Source organism: Bacillus cereus group sp. RP32, from assembly GCF_040459735.1.
Classification (GTDB): Bacteria; Bacillota; Bacilli; order Bacillales; family Bacillaceae_G; genus Bacillus_A; species Bacillus_A wiedmannii.
In genome coordinates this window covers 469091-491835 of record NZ_JARVHO010000001.1, presented here as the reverse complement: position 1 = coordinate 491835, position 22745 = coordinate 469091, and the positions used below count along the sequence as shown (strand labels likewise).

Genomic DNA, 22745 nt, shown 5'->3' with positions numbered 1-22745 from the left:
TTTTCCTCATAGGAAGGGATGAAACGACCGACTGTTCTAGCCGCTGAAGCTAGATTTTTGGTCGACTCCGCAATTTTTTATGTTTAATGCGTGTAGTCCACACCGTTATCACTACTTTTATTGTTTGAATGTCCTCCACATTTAAACAATAAAAAAACCTTTCTGCTTTAGAGAAGCAGAAAGGTTTATGTGCGTATATAACAACATTATCCCTCTCTCTCATCTCTCAAAGCATTTGCTTTGCAGGAATTGGCACCATTTCAACATAAGTTGACGGTTGCCGGGCTTCACAGGGCACAGTCCCTCCACCTCTCTTGATAAGAGAAATCAGATTCAATTTTCGTCTGATTTGTAATTTATGAAATTATCTATATTTTATGAATTGAATTGTATCAATATCCAAACACCATGTCAACAGAAATTTTCGCGAAAAATGAACCTTCAGAATTTTAAGCACCTACTGACATCGGTTTACATATATGAAACATCGATTCGACTAACAACATCGTTCGATACGTTCCCGAATATTGTACACGTCCATCGTTCATTAACATTTGCAATCGTACATTGCCGTTTACCAATTGTTTTACATCTTCTTCATCTACACAAACGATTTGCTCCGTCCCTATTTCCTCATGTAGCAGTTCTATATAATCTCTTGAAATTTGTAACGAACAACTTTCATCTCCAAAGCGGAAGTTAACAGTTTTTTCTTCTTGTCGTAAAAGCGGCTCTAAATGATATTGACCATTAGCGTAATTTACAAATGATTGAAGCAAAGAATATAATTTCACCTTAAATCACATCCTTCATATCACTTTCTATTACATACCATTCCCTCTCACTAAAGAGCAATCCTGTTATTTTCGCTCGACAAATACTGTATCCATCCTGCATCTCGACATATTTCCCAAGAAATATGTCGAGGCGGCAAAAATTTTGCCGCCTACTTTAATTCCGTATATAAATATTCAACCGAATGAAATGCGTATATCTTCTTCATCAGTGTCCCATTTTCAAAAACAAGTAAACACGGTACACTTTCGATTCCATACTCTTTCGCTAAATGCGGAGCATAATTTAAATCTAACATTCCAATTTTCAAGTCTTCAATTGTCATCTCAACAACTGTTAACATCTTTTTTGCTAATTGGCATGTTCCACACATTGGAGTATATACATATAACACTGTTTTTTCTTCGTTCTCTATTAGGGCTGTAGCTTCGGCACCTGTCCAATCAATCACTTCTATCATTCCTTACCGTAAATATTCTGTATAAACGTCAATGTCAGCTCCCCATAATACATTTGCTAAGTGTGAAGATGGCGCAGTTGCCACTTCTCGGTACGAGCGATCAATGTAAATATGCTCTGCTTGCGGAAATTCTTTTCGAAATTGCTTCCTTAACTTTTCTCCAGCATCATCAGCATCCACTAGTACATACACTTCCTTATCAAAAAACTGATCAATGAGCTCATCCATTTTCGATAAACCAATTGTACCATTTGTACAAACAATTTCCACCGGTTCACGAATAATAGATTCAATCTTTCTTCTATCTGATTTACCTTCTACAATAATGACTTTTTCTACATAAATCATATGTCATCACCCGATCACCATATACTATACAACCTTTAACTTAGTATATAGTATATTCGTTATTTTCATGTTGTTTCCTGTTTATTTTTGCAAAAGAAAAGCGCAAGCGGCTCGTTCAGAACAGGAGGGCATTGGAACTCCTGAACTAGAGGTGCTTTTTGCCTCAAGTGAAGGAGTGAAATGACCGACTGTTCTAGCCGCTGGAGCTGGACAATAAAAAATTAAACGAAATATTTTTTTCAAAAAACACTCTCCTACACGATAATTAGTATATGATTCTACGTTCATTATTTTACACAAAATAAAAAAGGACAGCACAAAGGCTGTCCTTTAGTCGACTATAATTAGTCTTGGTTTGTCATTTCTGCATATTTTTCTGCAGTTAATAACTTCTCAACTTGGCTTGCATCAGAAAGTTCAACTTTAACCATCCATGCACCCTCGTATGGAGATTCGTTAACAAGTTCTGGTTGGTCACTTAATTCTTCGTTTACTGCTACAACTTTACCACTTACAGGTGCGTATAACTCAGAAACTGTTTTAACAGATTCTACGCTTCCGAATGGCTCGTCAGCTTCGATTGTTGCACCTACTTCAGGAAGTTCAACGAATACGATATCGCCTAGCTCACCTTGTGCAAAGTGAGTAATACCGATAACAACTTCATTACCTTCAGTTTTTACCCATTCGTGTTCTTCAGAGTAACGTAAATTATTTGGAATGCTCATGACTGTACCTCCAGTGAATGTATTAATTATGTAAAAATACCTTATTGGTACTTTTTCCACACACTTTCAAACTGCTCTTCGTTAAAACCAAGTGTTACATTCGTTCCATTTGTTACGATTGGACGTTTAATCAACATGCCATCAGATGCTAAAAGTTCGTACATTTCGTCTTCACTTGCATCCTTTAACTTATCTTTCAGACCAAGTTCGCGGTAACGCATTCCACTTGTATTAAAGAATTTTTTTAATGGTAATTCACTTTTTTCATGTAAATTACGTAAATCTTCTTTTGATGGTGGATTTTCAACAATATGAATCATCTCATATGCTACATCGTTTGCCTCAAACCATTTCTTTGCTTTTTGACATGTGCCACACTTTGGATATGAATAAAATGTTACTGTCATAAATTCACCTACTTTTTTACTAACCTTTACCTTTATCATATAGAAAACGTTTTATTATTTCAAACGATTATTCGCTAAACTTTTACTTATTTCGTGATAAATTTTAATAATCCTGCGAATTTTCCTTATTTTCCCGCCATTTGTTAAGAAAAAATAAATATATATTTTTTTAGATTCTTCTCTCATCACTCGCCGAACATATATGTTAAACAAACGTTTGATTAACTCCCTATTTTTCTTTTCTAACTCTTGGGCTACATCGGTTTCTTCCTACCGAACATACATCTTAAACAAACGTTTGATTAATTCCACATTTTTCTTTGTTAACCCTTGAATTGCATCGGTTTCTTCCTACCGAACATACATCTTAAACAAACGTTTGATTAGCTCCCTATTTTTCTTTTCTAACCGTTGGGCTGCATCGGTTTCTTCCTACCGAACATACATCTCAAACAAACATTTATTTAACCATTTCAGCCTATAGTCACAAAACCTGGAAACAATTTAAATGACAAAGGCGTACAGATAAAAAGAACTAACAATTTTAGGCGTAATAGTGAGAGCATGCCATGATGTTGAAGAAATTACTGCAAAGAAAAAAGACGCATTTAAATGGATGCGTCTTTTGGTGATGTTTCTTTTGTGAAATCATATAAAGCAATTGCGCCTAAAATAACCAATATACTTTCAGGGGCATCTAACAAAATAGTTCTCCAAGTTTCTGATACTACCCATCTAATCCCTGCCGCTGATTCAAGATATGTTTGAAAATAACTGATTGTAAAATCAATTACATATAAACATACTAGTAATGTTAGACCAAATCGAATTAATTTCTTGTTTTTAAACATGTAACACCTCTCAAAATTCATTGGATATTTCTGATTTTAGTTCGTTACATACAAAAATCCTTATATTTAATTTTAACATACTAAAATATCCAAATAAATACAATATGCATATTTGCATGTTTCATAAATACTGAGGAATTACTGTTAATAAAAAACCCTACTAGTGTAGGACAAAATAGCTTTAGCAATCCCAACAAGTAATCGCATAAATAACGAAATCATTTGAACCACTATATAACCGATTCCTGGATGCGCTTCATTAAAACTTTATAATTAAATCCGCAATAGCTGATATAAAATTATAAATCGGTATCATTACATCTCGCATACGTTGTAAAGCTTGCGTGAACTTCTCAATCATATTTTTATCTGTGCTTCTGCATAAAAAATAAGAAGCCTCTTATACAGGCTTCTTCATCATCTATTCAAATAATCGGAAATTGTTTGAAATACGACGATATACATATTATGAATACTTTCTTCAGTATTGCCACCATTGGACAAACCGACTGCCCATTGTTGTCCTTCACCACTTCCGATATTTGCAAAGCCTTGCGTATACATAGCATTTACATCTTTTCGTGCACTGTTATACTCTATCCCCTTTGTAATAAACGTTGAATATGATTTATCTTGCAAACCGATAAAAAATACTGGTTTCTTTAGCGATGAAAATACATTTTTATACTGCTCTGTTGAGGCTTCTTGAAAGTGATCTTTCATTATTAAAAAACCATCTACTTCCTTAGATTTCTTTTCCAGTTCCTCTAACTTCATTTCCTCAAACTTTATATTCCTAAACGTATCTTTCGGCTTTTCTCCAATAACTCCAATTACGAGTGCTCTTCCGTTATATTCTAATTTCTCTCCTTCTTTATCCTTTGCACACCCCGCACTGACTAGGCATATCAATATAAAAAATAAGAAATACGATAAACGCTTCATTTAGCACCCTCCCCTTCTTTTAAGTCAAGTGACAAAAACGTAAGGTGAATTCAAGAAAATGTAAGTAAAATCGATAGCTCAAATGACGTTTCTATATTATAATCAATTGAATTTATTTACATTACTAAACATAGGAGATTATCATGAAGAAATTTAAACTTTCATCTTTTCTTCCGTTAAGTTATATACTTCTACTCGTACTCGTAAGTCCCCTTTACGATGTATTAAATAAATCTACTGTACACGCAGTAGATGTCACAACTGTAGTAGATGATTGGATTCCATTTGTGAAAGCATTTATTATTCCTTATTTACTTTGGTTTCCTTACTTATACGGCGCACTTATTTATTATTGCTTTGCGAATCGAAAACAATATTATGTCACTTTAAGTAGTATAATTCTTGGAAAACTTGCTTGTTTTTCTATTTATTATTTTTGGCAGACAACTGTACCACGTCCAACAGTCGTTGGATCCGACGTATTTTCCGAACTAGTCCGCTATATTTATAGTATCGACCAACCGGTAAACTGTTTCCCTAGCATTCACGTTCTTACTACCTTTGTGATTATGCTAGCTGCCTTTAAACGTAGAGAACAACATGCTTTTGAATATTATATTCTTACCTTCTTCGGTACGCTTATTATTTTATCAACGCTATTTACGAAGCAACACGCATTTGTAGACGCCATTTCTGGAATGACGCTTGCAAGCATACTTTACTTCGGCGTTCAGCTTTTATTAGCAAAAGAAACTGTACGTGTTCCAGTAAAACAAAATTACAAAATGTAAAAAGCAGACTGTGGCTTCCAGTCTGCTTTTCTCTATATAAAAGGAGATTTTCAATTTAAGATTGCGGTACAGTCATATCACCAGAGTGAATACGACCTGCTTTTTTAAGAGCAATGTAAAGTATATAAGAAACAGCTACTGGAATGATGATATAAGTGATTACCATCGCTGGGACAACTTCCCATCCTTCGCTAGAAATTAAATTAATTGGTGCGATAAGAGAACTTAATCCAAGACCTGCAATTTCTTTTCCTGCTTCTAGTTGAAAAATTAATGCGGATACTGGACCAACTATAGCACTGGCGACGACAGTTGGGACGAGAATCATTGGATTTTTAGTAATATTTGGCAACTGTACTTTCGGAGTACAAAGCGCTTGAGCTAATATGCCGCCTAAATTATTTTCTTTCGCTGAGATTACAGAGAATCCGATAAACTGAGCAACGCAGCCTGCAAGAGCAGCACCACCTGCAACACCGTCTAAGCTAAGTGCGATCGCTAACGCAGCTGATGAAGCTGGAGAGATAAGTAATAGTCCCCAAACGACTGCAATAACAATAGAAGCGATGAACGGGCTACCAGCTGAGCTATCTTTAATGAATGCTCCAATTGTATTTAAAACAGGAGTAATATTATGAGACAACCAAATACCAACTAAACCAGAACCTAATATTGCCGCAAATGGAACGAGCATCATATCTAACGCAGTTTTTCCACTTAAACGTTTACCAATATAGACAGCTAAAGTCGCTGTTAATAATGCACCGATTGGCTCACCTGTTTTAATAATTAGACCTGCTTCAGTAATTGAAATGGATCCAGCACCAATTGCTCCAGCTACCATAGCCGAGAAGATTACAAGACCATTTGCACCGAGCATAAAAGCAATTCCGGCACCAATGGCTGGTGCCATAAGTGATTTTGCAACAACTCCGATTGTAATAAGCAACGGAATATCAACAATTCTCCCTATATTTTCGATTAGTAAACCAATTCCGAGGGATACGAAAATACCTTGTGCGATACCAGCAGATGCTTTAAATACACGAGACATTATATATTCCTTCATTTGTTTCACCTTCTCCTATAAGTTAGTAACCAATTGTTTTCATATAATCACGTAAAATATCGTTTGATTTTGCGAATCGAGATTCTTCATCCTCTGTTAAATTGAGTTCTACAATTTCTCTTATACCGTCTCTAGTAATAATAGCTGGTACTCCTGTACAAATATCATATTCACCGTACTCCCCATCTAAAATGGCTGATACAGCAATGACACGGTGATCATCATTAAAGATTGAGCTTGCAATATATGCTAGAGAATTTCCGATTCCGTAATAAGTAGTTCCTTTACGTTTATAAATTTCCCAGCCAGCTTTTGCAGTCTTCTCAACAATTTCATCTAAATCTATTTCACCAAATCGTTCTTTTTGTTCTTCTAAAATTTGTAGAATTGGCTTTCCACCAACAGTTACATGAGACCAAGCAACCATTTGAGAATCACCATGTTCTCCTAGAGAATACCCATGAATACTACGAGGATCTACATGTAACATTTCAGATAAAATTGTTCTTAAGCGAGAAGAATCTAGTGATGTACCAGTACCGATTACGCGATTTCTAGGTAATCCAGATAATTTCCACACTTCATATGTAATAATATCAACTGGGTTCGATGCAAGTAAGAAAATACCATCAAATCCACTTTCCATTACGCCGCCAACAACACTTTCCATAATCTTCGCACTCGCTCCTAAAGTATCTAAGCGACTTTGCCCTGGTTTTGGTGCTGGCCCTGCTGTAATAATAACAATGTCCATATCTTTGCAGTCTTCATAGCTTCCTGCATATACTTTTGTTCTTGTATTTGTAAAGTTAATGCAATGTGATAAATCCATTGCTTCCCCAACTGCACGTTCATGATTTATATCAATTAATAATAGCTCTTCGCAAATTCCTTGATTTACAATGGAATACGCACAACTTGATCCAACTAATCCAGTACCGATAATTGCAATTTTTCTTGTATTTCTTTTCATAGCAATCTCTCCTAATTGATCATATAATCTATTTCTTTTGTTCTTTACACTCCTCATTATATAGATTCCCACGATATAAACCATGGATACTTTGTGAAATGTTGAGCAAATTTTTGTCCTTTTTATGAATTGTTATATTCCATTTTCGTCATATTTGTTACAACTTAAAAAATATTTATTATATATTTATTGACATGCCCAAAACAAAAAAACGAGCGACTTCATTCGCTCGTTTCTTCATCCCATTATTCCGCACTTAATTGACCTTTTAATTGCTGTACAATCATTGGGTTAGCAGGTGCTGCTGGTTTGTAATAACTCTTTTGCTTTGCGTACTCATACATATTACGTTGACGCATCTCATCTTGATTACGAATTTGGATTAACGTTTGATGTAACTGTTCATTATCAGACTGAGAAATATAATTTGCATAACTTGTTAAACTTGCATTCAATCCTGCTAAATAATCATTTACCATATCTTTTTCATTCATCTGTCGCTTCCTCCTATCCTAGAAAAGTCATCAATTGTTGCTTCGTATTTCGTGCATCTTGCGCATCCTTTTGTAACATTTGTTTCAATTGTGGATCTGTACAAGCCTGTGCGTACTGGTCTAACTTATTAATAATTGTTGCATGTCCACCAATTAAATGGCGTAAGTTTTCTACTTCAAGCTCTGTTAAATTTTGCATGGAATACTCCTACCTTTCTTCATACATTCTCCTTTAGTATTCTGTTCTTTTTAAATCATATTCATGAAAAAGCTTTCTTACATTTCACATCTATTTATAAATACAAAAAAATGTTATAATTACAGAAAAATACAATTTTTCAATAGGTAACCTGTAACAACAATATAATCCCCAAACAAACCATAGTAAGTAGGTGTGCTTATGCCAAAATATTTTAAAGTTATCTTCTTAATGGTTTATGCAATCCTGTATGTAAAATTGTTGATTGATATATTAACTTCAAAACCACTATTCACTTCTATACCTTTACATATGTTATTTCTCATTTGTTTTTTATTCATTGCGCTTACCAACTATAAAAACCGTAATACTACGTTTTTCTTAGTATTTATTAGTGCAACTCTATTAGTAAGTATTAGTTTCATTACAAGTATTCTTATATAAAGGAGCAATAAACATGAAAACCCATGAATTCCTTACAGAAATCCAGAAGGGCTCTGAACCTAGTCCATATCAAGATCCTATCGTATTCAGTTTCGTTTGCTTTTTCTTAGCGATATATACATTTTTCAAACCAGCTAAATAATATCATTTAACAAAAAAGAGCCTCTAAACCACTAGAGGCTCTTTCTCATCTAATATCTTCTTTTCAAAACTACAATAGTTAAAGCATAAGAACAAAGTACTCCAGCTAATAAACATGCATTTGCTAATTTATACTGTTCACCTGTCAATGAATATACATTCCCAATTAAAAAGATAACTAAATATAGAAATAAAAATACAAATAATGAAATTTTAGCTGCATTCCCTGTAATATGCTCGCCTCTTTCATCTTCCCCCTCATTCTTCTGAAAACGTGTTGAATATAAAACACCTATTAGTCCCGCTACTGAGATTATGATCCCTATTACAATGCTCATTCCGTTTCCCCCTCTATTTTATATTGAAAAACTTCATGAAACTCCTTACCTAAAATATGTGCAATTTCAAAAGCTAAAATTAAAGATGGATTGTAACGATTCGCTTCAATTGAGGCGATCGTTTGTCTACTTGCCCCTGCTTTGTTCGCTAAATCAGTTTGTGACCAGCGTTTTTCTGCTCTAAGTACAACGAGATTATTTTTTAAATTTCCACTCTGTTTCATAACCTCTCCTCATTTTACATTATTTTCTATATTTTAATTGTAAATTATTTTTAACATTATGTAAACTATTTTTAACAACAATAAAGTGAAACTTTAATCTACCTACTGTTCTTTTCGAATCATATGCACTAAAAAACCTTAGAATCGCTTCTAAGGTTTTTGTTTGCCTTGCTTCTTATTCATGTAATCCTTTAATAAACGTTTCCAATAATACATGTAAACTTGTATCTAAATCTAGTGGCAAACCAAATCCACCCTGCTGTTCAATCGACGCAAACCCGTGACAAATACTTCTGAATCCACGCGTCGCATGAAGTGCATTCTCTCCTTCTAAGCCGTACTGTTGTAACACCTGGAGACAAAGCTTTACAATTCCGTCACCTGCTTTTCTTACTTCTTCATCTCGTAAAAAAGTTGCTTCATACAGTCCAGGATGTTTGCGTACGAATGCTACATACGCTTCTCCCAAAGCATGAATTGCTTCATCCATCCGTTTACCCTCGGCCGCTTCTTCCAGTCTGTTATACAGCTGTTTGATTCCGTAAATGCCAAGATTTTTCCGTACATCTTGTAAGCCTTTCACATGATTGTATAGCGAGGGGGAACGTACCCCTAATGTTTGTGCCAATGAAGCTAACGTTACTTCTTGTATTCCATTTGCATCTGCAATTTCTGCTGCTGTTTCTACAATTTTCTGTAATGTAAGTCCGATTCTCGGTGACATAAATTACCCCTCTTTTCTACTTTCTATATTCCGCTTAGCTTCCTTAATAGCACGTTTTATGACAGTACCTGGATTCTTTATCATTTTCCCATGTCCTGCCGCAAGTAAGGAAGGCTCATATTCGCTTAGCTTCTCTGCACTTTGTAATGATATTTCTTTGCTCCACGTTGCCATCGCAGGAAACGGAAACCAAAATTTCATTTGTCCCGAAACAGCCATACCTCCTCTTGTTTGGAAGGCATCCCCGACAATAAGAGCTTTATTTCGTACATCAAGAAGCGACATGGAGCCTGGCGTATGTCCCGGCGTCATAATCGCAAGAAGCGATCCAACTCGGTCGCCACCTTCCAATAACACATCAGGTACCGTTTTTACCTTTTTAGGTACACCGCCTTTTATCGGTATATTCGGTTCATCCTTTTGTAACGTCGTATCTCCTTCTAAAAGCTTTGCGTCCCGTTTAGAAATATAGACTGGAACATTAGGAAGCACTTCCTTTAATGCGTCTAGTGAACCGATGTGATCATCATGCGCATGTGTTAATACAATATTCGTAATTGGTTTCCCTATTTTTTCAGCCGCCTGTAAAATACCTTTTGCGCTATATGGCAAAGCCGCATCAATTAAAGTTAAACCATCTTCTTCCTCCACAAAGTAACAATTCACAGGAAACACCCTTGGCAAAAATGACAATTGATATACCGTTTTTTCATGTATCATTCTCATATTTCCATCTCCCTTTTCACGAAAACTAATAGCATTAGTTTTATTATACTAATGCTATTAGTTTTGCGTCACTAAAAATTTCATTTTTACAAAAAAAAAAGAAAAGTAGCCGTTTATACGACTACTTTTCTTTACAGCTATTAAACTGTGTAACGCTCATCTTCTAAAATTTTCGCAGCGATTTCACGTTTCTTCGGAATTACGTTAAGTGGTGTGTGGCGAGTTAATTTACGTAATGATGATAACATCATGCGCAGCATGTCGCCGTTTTCAACTGCGATAAGTGTTTCTTTCGCATCTGCTTCGATTTCGTTGAATGCTTCTTGGCAGAATACTTCAGTGTATAACACTTTTTGTTTATTCTTTTCAAGACCAGTTGTTTTAATTGCTTTTTCTGTACGAAGAACAGCTGACTCCATTGCATATAGGTTGCTTACGATGTCAGCGATATTCACAAGAATTTCTTGCTCTTTATCTAATGCTTTACCGTATTTTTGAGCAGCTAATCCAGCTACCATTAAGCCGATTTTCTTCGCGTTAGTTACTAAATATTTTTGAAGTGCTAATGGCTCATCGCCTACTTCTTCTGGCATCATCATCATTAACTCTTCTTGTAATTTTTGTGCTTTTTGAAGAAGTGGTAATTCACCTTTCATCGCTTTACGTAAGAACGTACCTGGTACGATTAGGCGGTTAATTTCGTTCGTTCCTTCGAAAATACGGTTAATACGAGAATCGCGGTACATTCTTTCAATCTCATACTCTGCCATAAATCCGTAACCACCGTGAATTTGAACACCTTCATCAACTGTATAATCTAGTACTTCAGAACCGAATACTTTATTTAAAGAACACTCGATTGCATATTCAGCGATAGAAGCTGCTACTGCTTTACCGTCCTTTACTTCCTCTTCAGATAATGTGCTCATGCGGCTTTCGAATAAACCTACTGTACGGTATACAGAGCTTTCAGCTGCATATGTTTTCGCTGCCATATTCGCAAGTTTCTCTTGAATTAATGGGAAGCGAGCGATTGGTTGTTTGAACTGTTGACGTTGGTTTGCATATTGTGCTGAAATTTCTACTGCACGTTTCGCAGATCCAACTGTACCAACACCTAATTTATAACGGCCGATATTTAAAATGTTGAACGCGATAATATGACCTTTACCGATTTCACCAAGTAAGTTTTCTTTCGGTACTAATGCATCTTCTAAAATTAACGTACGAGTTGAAGAACATTTAATACCCATTTTCTTTTCTTCTGGGCTTGTAGATACGCCAGCATATTCTTTCTCTACGATAAATGCTGAGAAGTGCTCTCCATCAATTTTTGCGTATACGATAAATACGTCAGCGAATGCAGAGTTTGTAATCCATTGTTTTTCACCATTTAATACGTAATGTGTACCTTCTGCATTTAAACGTGCAGTTGTTTTCGCACCTAATGCATCAGACCCTGAACCTGGCTCTGTTAATGCGTATGCCGCTAATTTTTCACCAGTTGCAAGTAATGGTAAATACTTTTTCTTTTGCTCTTCATTACCGAATAACACGATTGGTAATGATCCGATACCTACGTGAGCACCGTGAGTAATTGCAAAACCACCAGCGCGCGAGAATTTCTCTGCGATTAACGCTGAGCTTACTTTATCAAGGCCAATTCCGCCGTACTCTTCTGGTACGTCAGCGCCTAATAAACCAAGTTCCCCAGCTTCTTTTAAAAGACGAACAGAACGATCAAACTCGTGTTGCTCTAAATATTCAAGCTCTGGAAGAACTTCATTTACGATAAAGTCCTCTGTCGTTTTTGCAATCATTTTATGCTCAGATGAAAAATCCTCTGGCGTAAACACTTGATCAATCGTAATCTCATCAACTAAAAAGCTACCGCCTTTAACCGCATTTCCTACTGTTTTTTCCATGAAAATTTCCTCCTTCATATTTTCATAAGCCGCTTCTTTCTTTTTGAAAGAAGCTGGCTCTCAATTTTATTTTTTATAAACCTTTGTTGCTTCCATTCTTTGTATTGGCGGCGTCTCGTTCTGAGCAAGCCACTTCCACTTTTTTTAATCTAGTTCCAGCGGCTAGAATGTTCGGTGGCTTCGCTTCTTCCTGCGAGGCAAAGAGCGCCTCTACGTCTGAAGCTCCATCCCCCTCACATTCTGAGCGAGCCGCTTCCACTTTTTTTCATAATCCAGTTCCAGTGGCTAGAACAGTCGGTCGTTTCATCCCTTCCTGTGAGGCAAAAAGCGCCTCTACGTCAGGGCTTCCAACGCCCTCCTGTTCTGAGCAAGCCACTTCCACTTTTTTTATAGTAATTCAAACACTCCTGCTGCTCCCATTCCGCCGCCGATACACATTGTTACGATACCGAATTGTTGGTTGCGGCGTTTCATTTCGTGAATAAGAGATAGTGTTAGTTTTGCTCCTGTACAGCCAAGTGGATGTCCAAGTGCTATTGCACCGCCGTTTACGTTTACTTTTTCTTCATCTAAACCAAGTTCACGAATAACTTGGATCGATTGAGAAGCGAATGCTTCATTTAGTTCGAATAGGCCGATATCAGATAGCTCTAAACCAGCTAATTTTAACGCCTTTGGAATTGCAGCGATTGGGCCAATTCCCATTACTTCTGGTGGTACGCCAGCTACTGCAAATGAACGGAATTTCGCAAGTGGTTTCATGCCATCACTCACTGCTTTTTCACGATCCATTAATAGTACAGATGCTGCACCGTCACTCATTTGTGAAGAGTTACCAGCTGTTACAGAACCGCGAACGTTAAATGCTGGACGTAATTTACCTAAAATGTCTAGCGACGTTTCTGCTCTTACACCTTCGTCTTGTGCGAAAATGATTGTTTCTTCTTGCAGTTTATTGTTTGATCCAACAGTACGTAACGTTACATCTACAGATACTGTTTCATCAGCAAAGTTCCCTGCAGCTAATGCTTTCGCAGCACGTTGATGACTTCTTACTGCAAATGCATCTTGTTCTTCACGAGAAATTCCATATTTCACAGCAACTTGCTCTGCTGTATGTCCCATACCCATATAATATTCTGGAGCTGCTTCAACAAGGCGACTATTTGGACGAACAACGTGTCCCATCATCGGAACTAAACTCATTGATTCCGCTCCGCCTGATAATACAGCTTCCGAGTGACCAAGCATAATACGCTCCGCTCCGTAAGCAATACTTTGTAACCCTGAAGAACAGTAACGGTTAATTGTAATAGCTGGAACATCGTAAGAAAGTCCTGCTAGTCCGCCGATATTACGAGCCATATTTAACCCTTGCTCTGCTTCTGGCATCGCACAACCGAAAATTAAATCATCGATTGGTCCTTCATAATTCGCACGCTTTAATGTTTCCTTTACTACTAACGCCCCTAGATCGTCAGGACGAACTGTTTTTAATGAACCCCTCTTTGCTTTTCCAATTGGTGTTCTTGCTCCCGCAACAATGACAGCTTCTCTCATGAACGATATCTCCCCTCGTTATTAGTTACGTAATGGCTTTCCTTTTACAAGCATGTGCTGCATTCTTGCTTGTGATTTCATCTCACTTACTAAGCTAATAAATGCTTCACGTTCTACATCTAATAAATACTGCTCATCAACTTCTGTTCCGTACGGCACTTTTCCGCCCGCGATGACATATGCAAGTTTCTTCGCAATGTGAAGATCATGTTCAGAAATGTAACCTGATAAGTGCATTGCTTCTGCACCAAGTACAAGAGTTGCATATCCTGTTTCACCAACAACTGGTATCTTTTTACGAATCGGCGCTTTATAGCCAGCTTCATATAAAGAAAGTGCTTTTTGTTTCGCATCATATAGTAAGTGATCACCATTCACACTAATACCGTCTTTATCGCCTAAGAAGTTGTTCGATACAGCTTCTTGTGCTGATGTAGAAACTTTCGCCATCGCTACAGATTCGAATACTTTATTCGCAACTTTTTGCAGATCAAACTCTACACCGTTTGGCATTTTATTTAAGTGTTTAATGTATAGCTCTTTATTACCGCCTCCGCCAGGGATTAAGCCAACACCAACTTCTACTAAGCCCATATACGTTTCACTAGAAGCTTGAATGCTCGCTGCTGGTAAGCAAACTTCTGTACCTCCACCAAGCGTCATACCATATGGTGCTGCTACAACTGGCTTAGAAGAGTATTTAATTTTCGTCATTGCATCTTGGAAGTTCTTCACAACCAACTCAATTTCAAAGTAGTTGTCATCTTGCGCTTCCATTAAGATCATTGCTAGGTTCGCACCAACGCAGAAGTTCTTCGATTGGTTACCGATAACAAGACCTTTATAATTCTTTTCTACTTCATCAACAGCGTAGTTAATCATTTGCGTAATATCCATACCGATTGCATTGCTCTTCGAATGGAATTCTAAGCAAAGGATGCCATCACCTAAATCAATTAAGCTCGCTCCGCTATTTTTCTTTAATACACCATTTTTCGCTTTTAATTGCTTAAGAGAAATTGCCTTTTTATTACGTTCGATTAGCTTATATTCGCCATTATCGTAATAGTAGCTATCTCCGTTATCATGTTTGTAGAAAGTAGTGAAACCTTTCTCTAACATTTCTTTCACCCAAGTCGGAACAACTGCACCGTTTTCTTCCATCTTTTGAACGGACTTTTCAACGCCAATTGCATCCCAAACTTCAAACGGTCCTTGCTCCCAGCCGAAGCCCCACTTCATCGCTTGGTCAATTGCAACGATATCGTCAGCAATTTCTTTATGAAGTTTTGCAGAGTATAAAAGAGTTGGTGTGATGATGTTCCATAACAACTCTCCTGCGCGGTCTTTCGCGTATACAAGCGCTTTCAATTTATTCGATAAACCTTTTTCTTGTTTACTTAACTCGATAGATGCAGCTTTTAATTTTTTGCGAGCTTCGTATTCCATCGTTTCAGGATTTAGTTCTAAAATTTCTTTTCCTTGTTTTAAGAAGAAGCCTTGACCTGTTTTGCTTCCAAGCCATTTTTTATCAAGCATGTCATGCATGAAAGCTGGTACTTTAAATACATCACGCTCTTCTTCTTGTACGTTTTCATATACGTTATTTGCAACGTGTACGAATGTATCTAAACCGACAACATCTAATGTACGGAACGTTGCGCTCTTTGGACGACCAATAAGTGGGCCTGTTACAGAATCAACTTCCCCAATGCTATAGCCGCGTTTTATCATCTCTTGAAGAGTTACTAATAAACCATACGTACCGATGCGGTTTCCAATAAAGTTTGGTGTGTCTTTTGCGATAACAACGCCTTTTCCAAGAACATCTTCGCCAAATAGTTTCATGAAGCTTAATACTTGTGGATCTGTTTCTTTCGTCGGTATTACCTCTAGAAGTTTTAAATATCGTGGTGGGTTAAAAAAGTGTGTGCCTAAGAAGTGCTTCTGGAAGTCGTCTGAACGACCTTCTGCCATTTTTCCTACTGAAATGCCTGACGTATTCGAGCTTACAATAGAACCCGGTTTACGAACAGCATCTACTTTTTCAAATAGTTTCTTTTTAATATCTAAGTTTTCAACTACTACTTCAATAATCCAATCTACATCAGCTAGACGCTCAAGATCATCTTCTAAGTTACCTGCTTCAATCAGTGCTAGATTTCCTTTCACTGTCAGAGGAGCTGGTTTTTGCTTTAATAGTTTTTGCACAGCCGTATTACTAAAACGATTTCTCACACTTTTATGTTCTAATGTAAGTCCCTTCGCTTCCTCTTCTTTTGTTAGCGCAGGTGGTACAATATCAAGCAATAATGTCGGAATACCAATATTAGCTAAGTGTGCCGCAATCCCTGAACCCATTACGCCTGAACCTAGAACAGCAGCCTTTTTAATTTGGAACATCCATTTCTCCCCCTATTCTTGAATGAATGCTCATTCAATTTTTCGACATAAGTCGCAATCAATGAGTGAGCCTCTACTAATAAATATATGATACAGTTTGAATTTTCGCAATATATTTATTGATAAAATTTTCTGAAATAAATATATTTCTTTCATTTGGCTATGCTATACATGTGTATTTTCTTCATTAAAATGCACTTTTCCTTTTTATAATCTGACGAAACTGGAGGAATATATATGGCAAAACTTAAGAAGAACCCTTCAAAGGCTGGAATTAGCGCAGCAAGCGTAACTGGAAATGCAGGTCCTCATAATCACGGTGTGGAAAAGGGCCGTCAAGGTAATAACCAACAATATAAGAAGCATAATATGGGCGAAAAATAACGGTATATTTTTGGGCAGAAAACGTGGCATAATGGGTAATGGCTGCTTTTTCTGCCCAATTTATTTGTACATATGGAAAACAAAAGAGGGAACGATGATGAAACGAACAATAGTTATGATTGTAATGATTGCTACACTATTTACAGGGATGATTTTCTTCTCTTATGCACAAAGGCAACAAGCTGTAAGAGCGGATCAACCTAACATTACTGGGCAATATGGCATTACAATCGATGCAGACACAGGTGAAATTTTGTATGGGAAACGGGAAGACGAACGCTCTTATCCGGCTAGTATAGGGAAAATGATGACTACCTTACTCTTACTAGAGAATGTAAAAGAAAATGAAGAAATTACAGTTACAGAGAACGCAATTAAAACTGAAAGTCAAAGTAAGAAAATTAAACTTCGTGCCGGGGAAAAGTTAAAGCGGGATGAGGCATTAAAGCTTATGCTTATCATTAGTGCAGACCCGATAGCTGAATCCATCGCAGAACATATCGCAGGATCAAAAAATGAATTTGTAAAAATGATGAATGCAAGAGCGAAGGAACTTGGTACAAAGCATGCGACTTTCAAAAATGCAAGTGGCGCTGATGCACTTGGAAATAAAGTATCGCCATATGACATTGCTATGATTACGAAAGAAGCATTAAAGTACCCAGTTGTTTTAGAATATATGAATTCAACACGTACAACTCTACATACTTCAGAACGCTCTCCAAACATCGCAAACTATGGACGAGAAGAACTATATGACGATCCATATGCAATTGGAAGTAAAAGCGGTCTATCAGCACTCGGAAAATATACGGTCGTAACAGTGGATGAAAAAGACGGTAAACGCGTCATTAATGTTGTTTTATCTTCTACTCGCACGCAGCTATATCCTGATACGAAGAAAATGGCACATTACGCATTTCAGCAATTAAAATAACCAAGGAGTATTTTCTCCTTGGTTATTTTTTAACCATACCTTTTAACACGAACGCAACGTTTGCTGGACGCTCTGCTAGACGACGCATGAAGTAGCCATACCAGTCGTTTCCATAAGGCACATAAACACGCATTTTGTAACCTTCTTTTACTAGCTCAAGTTGACGCTCATTACGAATACCATATAACATCTGGAATTCAAATTGGTCTCTTGGAATGTTGTGTTCTTCGGCAAGTTTTTTCGTATATTCAATAATCGCTTCGTCATGTGAAGCAATCGCAGTATAATTTCCATTTAATAAGTGCATTTTAATAATTTTTTTATAGTTATCATCTACATCTTTCTTCTCCGGGAACGCTACCTCTTCAGGTTCTTTATAAGCTCCTTTTACAAGACGTAAATTAGGACTATAAGCATTTAATTCTTCCATATCTTTTTCTGTACGATATAAGTAAGCTTGAATAACTGTACCAATATTATCGTACTCAGATTTTAACTGTTTAAAGATATCAATTGTCTTTCCGCAGCGTGTATAGTCTTCCATATCAATGGTAACAAACACACCATTTTCTTTTGCAGCCTCTAAAATACGGCGCATGTTGTTCATTACGATTTCATCAGAGATATCTAATCCCATAGAAGTCATTTTTAAAGAAAGCTGCGAATCAAGACCTTCTCTTCCAATTGCACGGATTGCTTCAATCGATTGGTTAGCCATTTCATTTGCTTCCGCTTCATTATCAACGAATTCCCCTAAATAATCGATTGTTACACAAAGTCCTTGCTTGTTCAATTGTTTAATAGCTGCTGTCGCTAATTCAATTGTCTCCCCTGCGACAAAGCGACCTGCACCAAAGCGTAAACCGTACTTTTTAGCCAGTTTTGTTAGCGCTTTATTTTTTGACAAGAAAAGAAACGAATTTCGCATTAATTGTTCCATGTAATTCACCCCTATGACTGTAATTTATCTGTTTTTTACCCCTCTTCAAAATTATATCATTGTTTAAAATTATTGGATACAAATAATTATTTAGATAATTTATAAAATACTATAAAAACATTTAAAAACCTATATTCTCGCTTATAAATATGCAGGGAATATTTTTCGACATTTAGAAAAAACGACTTTACTAGGCACAAAATAAGCATGTCGAAAATATTCGACATGCTTATAAAACCCTTTATATTCCATGTAAATTATATAAGGATATTAATACAGAAAACTTGAGATTATATTTACCTCAAGTTTTTTATTGCTCATTTCTCTTCTCTTCATTCAACTTTTTAATATCTGTAATTAACTGTACCATCTCTTCTTTCGCATCGGGATACGTCTCATTCCAATGCTTCACTAAAGCCGGCATCGTCTTCGCTATGTAAGAATACAGTGCCCACTTCTGCACCTGTTCTTTTCTCTCTTCATTGCTCTCTCCAAGTAATAGTTCCGTGTATTTTTCTAGTAACCCGTCAAATTGTTCATTAAACTTTTCACTCATCTTATCTACCTCCTATATGAAAAAAGCAGCGAAAATCGCTGCTTTTCCTTATAATTTTGATCGAACAGAGTTTAATTTCTTTTCCATCGTGCTTACTTTATCACGACGATCATCGATACGAATTGTTGTTGCAACGCGCTGTGCACCTTTCGTATATGGAACTTCATGCATTTGTTGAATTACTTCTAGAATGACAGGAAGATCTCCTTCAATTACTGTATTCATTGGTGTTAATTGATACTTCACGCGATCTGCATTTTTCTCTAGCACCTTTTGTACTTCTGCTACATATTCACTAACACTTGGATTACCAGTTCCTACTGGAATAATCGATACGTCAACAATTGCCATAGTAGTCTTCCTCCTATAATTGCTTCTTATATATCCATTGTCTATTTTACCGAAATACTCATCATTTTACTAATTTGTTATTCCTCTATTTTAAACTGCTCAACCAATCTTTCTAAGTCTCTCATATGCTCCGTCAAACTTTCCATCGTATGAGCTACCTTTTCTAGATGACTCACTTGAGATTCAGTTGCAGCATTTACTTCTTCCGAAACAGCTGCGCTTTCTTGACTTGTACTAGCAATTGTATGCATTACCGTTGTAATTTCTCCTTGCTCGTAACCGATGTTATGTACCTCTTCTACAATTTGTTCGACTGAAGTACTAATTGTATTTACAACTGACATAATTGTGCGGAATTCCGTTTCTGCCTCTGTCGTAACTTTATTTTGTATATCTGCAATATCTTTTAATTTACTTACAACCTCTACAACTCGTTTTACCTCTACTTGTACATCGCCAATCATCGTTGCGATTTCTCCTGTCGCCTCTTTCGATTGTTCCGCTAACTTTCGAACTTCTTCGGCAACAACAGCAAAGCCTTTACCTTGTTCCCCTGCACGCGCCGCCTCAATCGAAGCATTTAAAGCAAGTAAATTCGTTTGATCCGAAATACCTTTTATAAGCTCTACAACATTTTGAATCGATCCAACTCTTTGCTCTAACTTTCCGGATGCTTCCTCTGTATGAACAACAATCGAAGATGATTGGCCCCTTGTACGAACTAAATTACGCATCGTATTTAATCCTTGCTTAGATGCCTCTTCAGCTTTGCCAGCCACACCTTTTATTTCACCAACCGAATTATTCATTTGTTCCACTGACTGCGCCATATTCTCGAGTTGCTCTGAAACTTCATCTACACTATTAGCAAGAGTGGACGCTCCTCCGCTCACATCATCCATTGCACCTGATACTTCTCTACTAGCTGCTACAGTTTCATTCGTTAAATAATGTAGATTATTCGTTGATTGTTGCACTGTTGATACACTATTTTTAATTTTACTTACCATTTCATTCATTTGCTCAACCATATGATTAAAGTGATTCGTCAGCTCTCCAACTTCATCCTTACTTGTCACTTTCATTTGCAACGTTAAATCACCTTCTGCTACTTTTTGAACGTGATTCGTTAATAGTTGCAGCGGTCTTGCTAATCTTCTTGAGAACAAGTATGAAGCTGCGATTCCAACTAATAAGCTAATACAAGCCATTATAAGGACTGTATTCCTCGTACTATTTAATAGCCCATCAATCGTTTCTTTCGGATAAAAAATTCCTATTTTCCATTTCATCAAATCAAATGACTGGCTATAAACAACTACATCTTCACCTTTTAATGTAGTGACAGCATATTTTGTTACCTCTTTATTTAAACTCTTCACAAGTGGCTCTTTCGAAACATCTTTCCCTACTTTCTCTGGGTAAACAAGAGCCATATTTTTATCATTTATAATAAACATTTCTCCGCCGTTATTGTATTGAATATTATGAAGTAACTTCTGAATTGTTCCGAGCGATACATCCATCGCAACAACACCTAACACAGATCCATCTTGAGCTGTAATTGCTTTAGAAACTCCCACGCTTAACTTACCTGTTGCAATTTCATACATAGGTTGTCCCCGGTGAACCTTTTTCACATCAGCTTCTGAGTCTTTATACCATTGTCTTGTCGTTGGATCATATCCTTCTGGCACTTGTCCACCTTCAGCAAGATTGGCACTTAATGTTTTTTTATCTTTCGTACCAATATATAAGTCTAAAATACCAGGATGATTCTTTTTGTACTCCGAAAACTCTTTCGTCAAAAATGCTTCTTCTTCTGGAGTAACTCCGTCTTGAAGTATATTACGAACCATCTCACTGTTCGCATAATATCCCATATCTTCATCCGTTCTTTGAACAAATGTCGTAAGTTGCTCTGTCACAAGATCCATCGTATTTTGAGAATACTGGTCTAAGGAGCGCACTTCCTTCTCTTTCTGTAATTGATACATTGCTGTACCTAATATTACAAACATCATAGAAATAAGCACCGAAAATACTACCGCAATTTTTAAACGTAAACTTCTCAACATCTTCCCCCAAGCATCCCCTTCTCGTTGTATTGTAATCATATTAATCACTATATTAAGTATAATGGATAAAATTAAAAAATTGAAATTAATTCTCATCTCAATTTGAGTAGACAACCTACTACCACTTGTGCAAAAACAAATAGTTCATTATCCTTAAACTATATAATCTCATTCGTTCGGAGGGAACTATGTTACAAAAATTCGGTTTCTCACAATATGAAAGCCAAGCTTATGAAGTTGTCGTATCGAGCAACGAACCATTAGATGCTACAACGATTGTGAAGCACTCTGGTGTTCCAAAAGCAAAAATATATGAAGTGCTAGCACGCCTGATCGATAAAGGGATGGTAATGGATTCTGTGTCAGAAAAGAAAAAGCTGTATACAGCATTACCACTCAAGCTAGCAATTGAAAAATTAACGACAGAATTCCAATCAAATATTAAAGAATTGGAAACGAATATATCAAAAAAATCATTTACAGATGACCGTGTGTGGAGCTTAAAAATGCAATCTTCTATTCGAGTTCAAAGTAAAGAACTCATCGAAAGTGCAAAAGAATCGATTCGTATTTCAGCTTGGAATGATACTCTTTTAGAATACCTTCCTTTACTAGAAGAAAAAGAAAAACAAGGAGTCAAACTCGAGTCCCTTATAGTTGGAAAGGTAGAAACAGACTTAGAAAACATGCATTTTTTAATCCCAACAGAAGAACCTAACGCATTAGAGCGCTACTTGCTACTCATCGTTGACGACCGCGAAATTTTATTTGCTGGTGTAGAGCAAGAGTCATGGCAAGCGATGAAAACAATGTCACAACCTTTCGTAAAGTTCTTTACAGAATTTTTCTATCACGACGTTGCACTTGCAAAAATTACAGAAAAGCATCTGGATCTCTTCATGCAAGATGAGGAAATTAAAAGTTTGTTGAGGAAGTTGCGTTATTAATTGCATG

26 protein-coding genes, 1 pseudogene and 1 riboswitch are annotated in these 22745 nt (G+C 36.6%); of the genes and pseudogenes, 4 read left to right on the top strand and 23 right to left on the bottom strand.

The window, feature by feature from the left end; translation table 11 throughout:
* Window positions 1–216: 216 nt before the first annotated feature.
* A riboswitch (SAM riboswitch) is annotated at window positions 217–324 on the bottom strand.
* A 125-nt stretch (window positions 325–449) separates the two neighbouring features.
* The 8 genes and pseudogenes from QCI46_RS02360 to QCI46_RS02325 form a co-directional block, all read right to left on the bottom strand.
* Window positions 450–794: a hypothetical protein gene (locus tag QCI46_RS02360; RefSeq protein ID WP_353839513.1), complete on the bottom strand. Its 345-nt coding sequence runs from the start codon at window positions 792–794 to the stop codon at window positions 450–452.
* 152 nt (window positions 795–946) lie between these two features.
* Window positions 947–1255 (bottom strand): thioredoxin family protein, encoded by a 309-nt coding sequence (locus tag QCI46_RS02355; RefSeq protein WP_002008881.1) that lies wholly within the window; start codon window positions 1253–1255, stop codon window positions 947–949.
* 3 nt (window positions 1256–1258) lie between these two features.
* Complete coding sequence (locus QCI46_RS02350) at window positions 1259–1603, bottom strand: toprim domain-containing protein (protein ID WP_000640866.1); 345 nt, start codon at window positions 1601–1603, stop codon at window positions 1259–1261.
* Window positions 1604–1947: 344 nt separating this feature from the next.
* Window positions 1948–2331: a glycine cleavage system protein GcvH gene (gcvH, locus tag QCI46_RS02345; RefSeq protein ID WP_000026896.1), complete on the bottom strand. Its 384-nt coding sequence runs from the start codon at window positions 2329–2331 to the stop codon at window positions 1948–1950.
* A gap of 41 nt (window positions 2332–2372) precedes the next feature.
* Complete coding sequence (locus QCI46_RS02340) at window positions 2373–2738, bottom strand: arsenate reductase family protein (RefSeq protein ID WP_000218969.1); 366 nt, start codon at window positions 2736–2738, stop codon at window positions 2373–2375.
* Between the two features lie 608 nt (window positions 2739–3346).
* Window positions 3347–3589 carry a DUF3937 family protein gene (locus tag QCI46_RS02335; protein ID WP_141499166.1) on the bottom strand — a complete coding sequence of 81 codons (243 nt, stop codon included), beginning with the start codon at window positions 3587–3589 and terminating at the stop codon, window positions 3347–3349.
* Between the two features lie 144 nt (window positions 3590–3733).
* A pseudogene (locus QCI46_RS02330) lies at window positions 3734–3835 on the bottom strand (quinol oxidase); the annotation flags it as partial.
* 171 nt (window positions 3836–4006) lie between these two features.
* Window positions 4007–4534 carry a hypothetical protein gene (locus QCI46_RS02325; protein WP_353839512.1) on the bottom strand — a complete coding sequence of 176 codons (528 nt, stop codon included), beginning with the start codon at window positions 4532–4534 and terminating at the stop codon, window positions 4007–4009.
* A 143-nt stretch (window positions 4535–4677) separates the two neighbouring features.
* Here QCI46_RS02325 and QCI46_RS02320 point away from each other — a divergent pair, with 143 nt between their 5' ends.
* Entirely contained in the window at window positions 4678–5325 is a 648-nt protein-coding gene (locus QCI46_RS02320; protein ID WP_098079717.1) for a phosphatase PAP2 family protein, read from the top strand.
* Window positions 5326–5380: 55 nt separating this feature from the next.
* On the opposite strand, the gene QCI46_RS02315 is transcribed toward QCI46_RS02320, so the two are convergent.
* The 11 genes from QCI46_RS02315 to QCI46_RS02265 all read right to left on the bottom strand — a co-directional run bounded on the left by QCI46_RS02315 (window position 5381) and on the right by QCI46_RS02265 (window position 16545).
* Window positions 5381–6394, bottom strand: coding sequence for a PTS sugar transporter subunit IIC (locus tag QCI46_RS02315; protein WP_000666174.1), 1014 nt, complete (start codon window positions 6392–6394; stop codon window positions 5381–5383).
* Between the two features lie 22 nt (window positions 6395–6416).
* Window positions 6417–7367 (bottom strand): L-lactate dehydrogenase, encoded by a 951-nt coding sequence (locus QCI46_RS02310; RefSeq protein WP_483299008.1) that lies wholly within the window; start codon window positions 7365–7367, stop codon window positions 6417–6419.
* 245 nt (window positions 7368–7612) lie between these two features.
* On the bottom strand, window positions 7613–7861 hold the full coding sequence (locus tag QCI46_RS02305) for a spore coat protein (protein ID WP_001002991.1): 249 nt from the start codon (window positions 7859–7861) through the stop codon (window positions 7613–7615).
* 13 nt (window positions 7862–7874) lie between these two features.
* Complete coding sequence (locus QCI46_RS02300; RefSeq protein ID WP_001180550.1) at window positions 7875–8060, bottom strand: hypothetical protein; 186 nt, start codon at window positions 8058–8060, stop codon at window positions 7875–7877.
* Window positions 8061–8695: 635 nt separating this feature from the next.
* Window positions 8696–8983, bottom strand: a complete 288-nt coding sequence (locus tag QCI46_RS02295; protein ID WP_098624864.1) for a DUF2178 domain-containing protein — start codon at window positions 8981–8983, stop codon at window positions 8696–8698.
* Window positions 8980–9207: a helix-turn-helix transcriptional regulator gene (locus QCI46_RS02290; RefSeq protein WP_353839511.1), complete on the bottom strand. Its 228-nt coding sequence runs from the start codon at window positions 9205–9207 to the stop codon at window positions 8980–8982. Before QCI46_RS02290 ends, QCI46_RS02295 begins: the two co-directional genes overlap by 4 nt.
* Window positions 9208–9382: 175 nt before the next feature.
* Window positions 9383–9931: a TetR/AcrR family transcriptional regulator gene (locus QCI46_RS02285; protein WP_353839510.1), complete on the bottom strand. Its 549-nt coding sequence runs from the start codon at window positions 9929–9931 to the stop codon at window positions 9383–9385.
* Between the two features lie 3 nt (window positions 9932–9934).
* Window positions 9935–10657: an MBL fold metallo-hydrolase gene (locus QCI46_RS02280; RefSeq protein ID WP_353839509.1), complete on the bottom strand. Its 723-nt coding sequence runs from the start codon at window positions 10655–10657 to the stop codon at window positions 9935–9937.
* A gap of 140 nt (window positions 10658–10797) precedes the next feature.
* Window positions 10798–12582 carry an acyl-CoA dehydrogenase family protein gene (locus QCI46_RS02275; protein WP_000416287.1) on the bottom strand — a complete coding sequence of 595 codons (1785 nt, stop codon included), beginning with the start codon at window positions 12580–12582 and terminating at the stop codon, window positions 10798–10800.
* A 387-nt stretch (window positions 12583–12969) separates the two neighbouring features.
* The gene (locus QCI46_RS02270) at window positions 12970–14142 is read right to left on the bottom strand and encodes an acetyl-CoA C-acetyltransferase (RefSeq protein WP_001206340.1); all 1173 of its coding nucleotides are present in this window, start codon (window positions 14140–14142) and stop codon (window positions 12970–12972) included.
* A gap of 21 nt (window positions 14143–14163) precedes the next feature.
* Window positions 14164–16545, bottom strand: a complete 2382-nt coding sequence (locus QCI46_RS02265) for a 3-hydroxyacyl-CoA dehydrogenase/enoyl-CoA hydratase family protein (RefSeq protein ID WP_353839508.1) — start codon at window positions 16543–16545, stop codon at window positions 14164–14166.
* 237 nt (window positions 16546–16782) lie between these two features.
* Here QCI46_RS02265 and QCI46_RS02260 point away from each other — a divergent pair, with 237 nt between their 5' ends.
* Window positions 16783–16929, top strand: a complete 147-nt coding sequence (locus tag QCI46_RS02260; RefSeq protein WP_001096344.1) for a YuzL family protein — start codon at window positions 16783–16785, stop codon at window positions 16927–16929.
* Between the two features lie 97 nt (window positions 16930–17026).
* Window positions 17027–17866: a D-alanyl-D-alanine carboxypeptidase family protein gene (locus QCI46_RS02255; protein ID WP_000831460.1), complete on the top strand. Its 840-nt coding sequence runs from the start codon at window positions 17027–17029 to the stop codon at window positions 17864–17866.
* Between the two features lie 22 nt (window positions 17867–17888).
* Here QCI46_RS02255 and QCI46_RS02250 read toward each other — a convergent pair whose 3' ends face one another.
* The 4 genes from QCI46_RS02250 to QCI46_RS02235 all read right to left on the bottom strand — a co-directional run bounded on the left by QCI46_RS02250 (window position 17889) and on the right by QCI46_RS02235 (window position 21791).
* Entirely contained in the window at window positions 17889–18806 is a 918-nt protein-coding gene (locus QCI46_RS02250) for a proline dehydrogenase family protein (RefSeq protein ID WP_046955846.1), read from the bottom strand.
* A gap of 310 nt (window positions 18807–19116) precedes the next feature.
* Entirely contained in the window at window positions 19117–19362 is a 246-nt protein-coding gene (locus QCI46_RS02245) for a YusU family protein (RefSeq protein ID WP_001290592.1), read from the bottom strand.
* A 48-nt stretch (window positions 19363–19410) separates the two neighbouring features.
* Complete coding sequence (locus QCI46_RS02240) at window positions 19411–19713, bottom strand: MTH1187 family thiamine-binding protein (RefSeq protein ID WP_001018862.1); 303 nt, start codon at window positions 19711–19713, stop codon at window positions 19411–19413.
* A gap of 77 nt (window positions 19714–19790) precedes the next feature.
* Window positions 19791–21791, bottom strand: coding sequence for a methyl-accepting chemotaxis protein (locus tag QCI46_RS02235; protein WP_353839507.1), 2001 nt, complete (start codon window positions 21789–21791; stop codon window positions 19791–19793).
* Between the two features lie 188 nt (window positions 21792–21979).
* Between QCI46_RS02235 and QCI46_RS02230 the strand changes: the two genes are divergently transcribed.
* Window positions 21980–22738 (top strand): TrmB family transcriptional regulator, encoded by a 759-nt coding sequence (locus QCI46_RS02230; RefSeq protein ID WP_353839506.1) that lies wholly within the window; start codon window positions 21980–21982, stop codon window positions 22736–22738.
* Window positions 22739–22745 lie beyond the last annotated feature (7 nt).

What these genes read in the sequence shown, in the direction of transcription:
- QCI46_RS02240 (WP_001018862.1), bottom strand. Translation starts at nt 19,713, where the DNA reads ATGGCAATTGTTGACGTATCGATTATTCCAGTAGGAACTGGTAATCCA.
- QCI46_RS02280 (WP_353839509.1), bottom strand. Translation starts at nt 10,657, where the DNA reads ATGAGAATGATACATGAAAAAACGGTATATCAATTGTCATTTTTGCCA.
- QCI46_RS02260 (WP_001096344.1), top strand. Translation starts at nt 16,783, where the DNA reads ATGGCAAAACTTAAGAAGAACCCTTCAAAGGCTGGAATTAGCGCAGCA.
- QCI46_RS02340 (WP_000218969.1), bottom strand. Translation starts at nt 2,738, where the DNA reads ATGACAGTAACATTTTATTCATATCCAAAGTGTGGCACATGTCAAAAA.
- QCI46_RS02245 (WP_001290592.1), bottom strand. Translation starts at nt 19,362, where the DNA reads ATGAGTGAAAAGTTTAATGAACAATTTGACGGGTTACTAGAAAAATAC.
- QCI46_RS02265 (WP_353839508.1), bottom strand. Translation starts at nt 16,545, where the DNA reads ATGTTCCAAATTAAAAAGGCTGCTGTTCTAGGTTCAGGCGTAATGGGT.
- QCI46_RS02295 (WP_098624864.1), bottom strand. Translation starts at nt 8,983, where the DNA reads ATGAGCATTGTAATAGGGATCATAATCTCAGTAGCGGGACTAATAGGT.
- QCI46_RS02230 (WP_353839506.1), top strand. Translation starts at nt 21,980, where the DNA reads ATGTTACAAAAATTCGGTTTCTCACAATATGAAAGCCAAGCTTATGAA.
- QCI46_RS02350 (WP_000640866.1), bottom strand. Translation starts at nt 1,603, where the DNA reads ATGATTTATGTAGAAAAAGTCATTATTGTAGAAGGTAAATCAGATAGA.
- QCI46_RS02235 (WP_353839507.1), bottom strand. Translation starts at nt 21,791, where the DNA reads ATGTTGAGAAGTTTACGTTTAAAAATTGCGGTAGTATTTTCGGTGCTT.
- QCI46_RS02320 (WP_098079717.1), top strand. Translation starts at nt 4,678, where the DNA reads ATGAAGAAATTTAAACTTTCATCTTTTCTTCCGTTAAGTTATATACTT.
- QCI46_RS02325 (WP_353839512.1), bottom strand. Translation starts at nt 4,534, where the DNA reads ATGAAGCGTTTATCGTATTTCTTATTTTTTATATTGATATGCCTAGTC.
- QCI46_RS02335 (WP_141499166.1), bottom strand. Translation starts at nt 3,589, where the DNA reads ATGTTTAAAAACAAGAAATTAATTCGATTTGGTCTAACATTACTAGTA.
- QCI46_RS02275 (WP_000416287.1), bottom strand. Translation starts at nt 12,582, where the DNA reads ATGGAAAAAACAGTAGGAAATGCGGTTAAAGGCGGTAGCTTTTTAGTT.
- QCI46_RS02305 (WP_001002991.1), bottom strand. Translation starts at nt 7,861, where the DNA reads ATGAATGAAAAAGATATGGTAAATGATTATTTAGCAGGATTGAATGCA.
- QCI46_RS02315 (WP_000666174.1), bottom strand. Translation starts at nt 6,394, where the DNA reads ATGAAGGAATATATAATGTCTCGTGTATTTAAAGCATCTGCTGGTATC.
- gcvH (WP_000026896.1), bottom strand. Translation starts at nt 2,331, where the DNA reads ATGAGCATTCCAAATAATTTACGTTACTCTGAAGAACACGAATGGGTA.
- QCI46_RS02300 (WP_001180550.1), bottom strand. Translation starts at nt 8,060, where the DNA reads ATGCAAAATTTAACAGAGCTTGAAGTAGAAAACTTACGCCATTTAATT.
- QCI46_RS02255 (WP_000831460.1), top strand. Translation starts at nt 17,027, where the DNA reads ATGAAACGAACAATAGTTATGATTGTAATGATTGCTACACTATTTACA.
- QCI46_RS02310 (WP_483299008.1), bottom strand. Translation starts at nt 7,367, where the DNA reads ATGAAAAGAAATACAAGAAAAATTGCAATTATCGGTACTGGATTAGTT.
- QCI46_RS02270 (WP_001206340.1), bottom strand. Translation starts at nt 14,142, where the DNA reads ATGAGAGAAGCTGTCATTGTTGCGGGAGCAAGAACACCAATTGGAAAA.
- QCI46_RS02285 (WP_353839510.1), bottom strand. Translation starts at nt 9,931, where the DNA reads ATGTCACCGAGAATCGGACTTACATTACAGAAAATTGTAGAAACAGCA.
- QCI46_RS02250 (WP_046955846.1), bottom strand. Translation starts at nt 18,806, where the DNA reads ATGGAACAATTAATGCGAAATTCGTTTCTTTTCTTGTCAAAAAATAAA.
- QCI46_RS02290 (WP_353839511.1), bottom strand. Translation starts at nt 9,207, where the DNA reads ATGAAACAGAGTGGAAATTTAAAAAATAATCTCGTTGTACTTAGAGCA.
- QCI46_RS02355 (WP_002008881.1), bottom strand. Translation starts at nt 1,255, where the DNA reads ATGATAGAAGTGATTGATTGGACAGGTGCCGAAGCTACAGCCCTAATA.